At 78.8% G+C, this 1,926-nt stretch carries 3 protein-coding genes; all 3 read right to left on the bottom strand.

The window, feature by feature from the left end; all coding sequences use genetic code 11:
* Positions 1-474, bottom strand: a 474-nt coding sequence (tsaB, locus tag ABEB16_RS20865) for a tRNA (adenosine(37)-N6)-threonylcarbamoyltransferase complex dimerization subunit type 1 TsaB (protein WP_345714101.1), incomplete at its 3' end; no start/stop codon positions are given.
* A 38-nt stretch (positions 475-512) separates the two neighbouring features.
* Positions 513-1,007, bottom strand: coding sequence for a tRNA (adenosine(37)-N6)-threonylcarbamoyltransferase complex ATPase subunit type 1 TsaE (gene tsaE / locus ABEB16_RS20860; protein ID WP_345714102.1), 495 nt, complete (start codon positions 1,005-1,007; stop codon positions 513-515).
* A 47-nt stretch (positions 1,008-1,054) separates the two neighbouring features.
* Positions 1,055-1,926 (bottom strand): alpha/beta fold hydrolase (locus ABEB16_RS20855; RefSeq protein ID WP_345714100.1); only part of this gene is annotated, 872 nt, incomplete at its 5' end.

Here is a 1,926-nt window from a genome sequence, read left to right as displayed (position 1 = left end):
CACGACGCGCAGCCCCTCGCGGGGCACGTCCGCCGCGGCGCCCACCGCCGGCCCCGCCAGCCGCCGCAGCGGCACGCCGCCGTAGCGGGCCCAGTGCACCTCCCGGCGGCGGGCGTCGGTGGCGACGACGAACTCCTCCCCCGGCCCGACCGCGCCGGTGGCCAGCGCCTCGGCGGCCACCGCGTCCAGCGAGCACACGCCGTGGACCCGCGCGCCCAGGACGAAGCCCAGGGACAGGGCCGTCACCATCCCGACCCGCAGACCGGTGAACGGCCCGGGCCCCACCCCCACGGCGATGTCCGTGATCTCCGAGCGCTCGCGCCCGGCGCGCTCCAGGACCTCCGCCACCGCCGGCACCAGCGTCTCGGCGTGGCGGCGCGCCTCGGGGGAGCGGACGGCGGCGAGCACCCGCCCGGTGTCGTGGAGGGCGACGGCAGCCGCGGCGGTGGCGGTGTCGAGGGCGAGCAGGAGCACGGTGCGAGCCTACGGCGTGCCGCGGGCGCGCCCGCCGGTCAGGCCCCGGGCAGCTGCACCCCGCGCCAGCGCTCCCCCACCCCGCGCAGCACCACGCGGCGCGGCTCGTCCAGCTCCGCGGCCTCGTCCAGCTCCACGGCCTCGTCCGCGCCGCCACCCGGACCCGCCGCCGCGTGCCCGGTGCGGCGCCGCAGCTCCACCTCCAGCCGGGAGGCGGCCAGGTCCTCCACGAGCCCGCTGCCCCACTCCACGACCGTGACCGCCTCGTCGAGGGAGGTGTCCAGGTCCAGGTCGTCCAGCTCCCCCAGCCCCCCGACGCGGTAGGCGTCCACGTGCACGAGCGCCGGGCCGCCGACGAGCGAGGGGTGCACCCGGGAGATGACGAAGGTGGGCGAGGTCACCGGCCCGCGCACGCCGAGGCCGTCGGCCAGGCCCTGCACGAGGGTCGTCTTGCCCGCCCCCAGGCCGCCGGAGAGCACCACGAGATCACCGGCGCGCAGCAGACCCGCCAGCCGGCGCCCCAGCGCCCGCATGCCCTCGGCGGTGGCGACGGACAGCTGCTCGCCCACCGGTGGGACGCTCACGGGTGCCGCTCCAGCGGGGAGACCACCTCGACGGGGTGGGGGCCGGCGGCCGGTGCGCCCGCCGCGGCCCGCCCCAGCAGCGCAAGCAGCTGCGCGCCGACCACGTCCGGGTGCTCCAGCATCACCAGGTGCCCGGCGTCGCGGACGAGCACGTGCCGGCTGCCCGGCAGCAGCCGCGCGATCTCCTCGCTGTGCGAGGCGGGGGTCATGAGGTCGCGCTCACCCGCCAGCACCAGCACCTCCCGGCCGGCCAGCGCCGCCAGCGCCTCCCGCTCGTCGTGGGTGGAGAACGTCGGCAGGAAGTCGGAGATGACCTCCAGGTCGGTGCCGGTCACCATCCGGGCGGTGGCGCGCGCCAGCTCGTCGGAGACCGGGGAGGCGTAGGACCAGTGCCGCACGGCGCGCAGCTCCAGCTCCCCCGTGAGGCGGCGGCCGCGCTCCAGCAGCCGGGCGCGGCGGACCGCCAGCGCCAGCGCCCAGGGCGCCGCCCGCGCCACCCACGGCCCCACCACGGGCAGCCCGTGGTCCACGGCGGCCAGGTCGCCGGCGCTGGTGGCCACGAAACCCACCGCGCGGACCCGCTCGGCGACCAGCTCCGGGTGCGCCGCCGCCAGCGCCATGACCGCCATGCCGCCCATGGAGTGCCCCACCAGCGCCAGCGGCCCGGTGGGGGCCACCGCGTCGAGCACCCGGTGCAGGTCGTCGCCGACCTGGCGGATGGTGCCCGACCCGGCGGGCCCGCGCGCGGAGCGGCCGTGACCGCGGTGGTCCCACAGCACGGTGCGGTAGCGCTCGCGCAGCGCCAGCCGCTGGAAGTGCCAGGCGTCCAGGCTCAGGCCCCAGCCGTGGCTGAGCACGACGGTGAGGT

It is taken from the genome of Kineococcus glutinatus (genome assembly GCF_039542765.1).
GTDB classification, from domain to species: Bacteria; Actinomycetota; Actinomycetes; order Actinomycetales; family Kineococcaceae; genus Kineococcus_A; species Kineococcus_A glutinatus.
Note: the sequence above shows the minus strand (reverse complement) of the source record. Positions and strands in the feature narration are given on the sequence as shown.

Coding starts and splice junctions, on each gene's coding strand:
- tsaE (WP_345714102.1), bottom strand. CDS start 1,007: ATGCGGGCGCTGGGGCGCCGGCTGGCGGGTCTGCTGCGCGCCGGTGAT.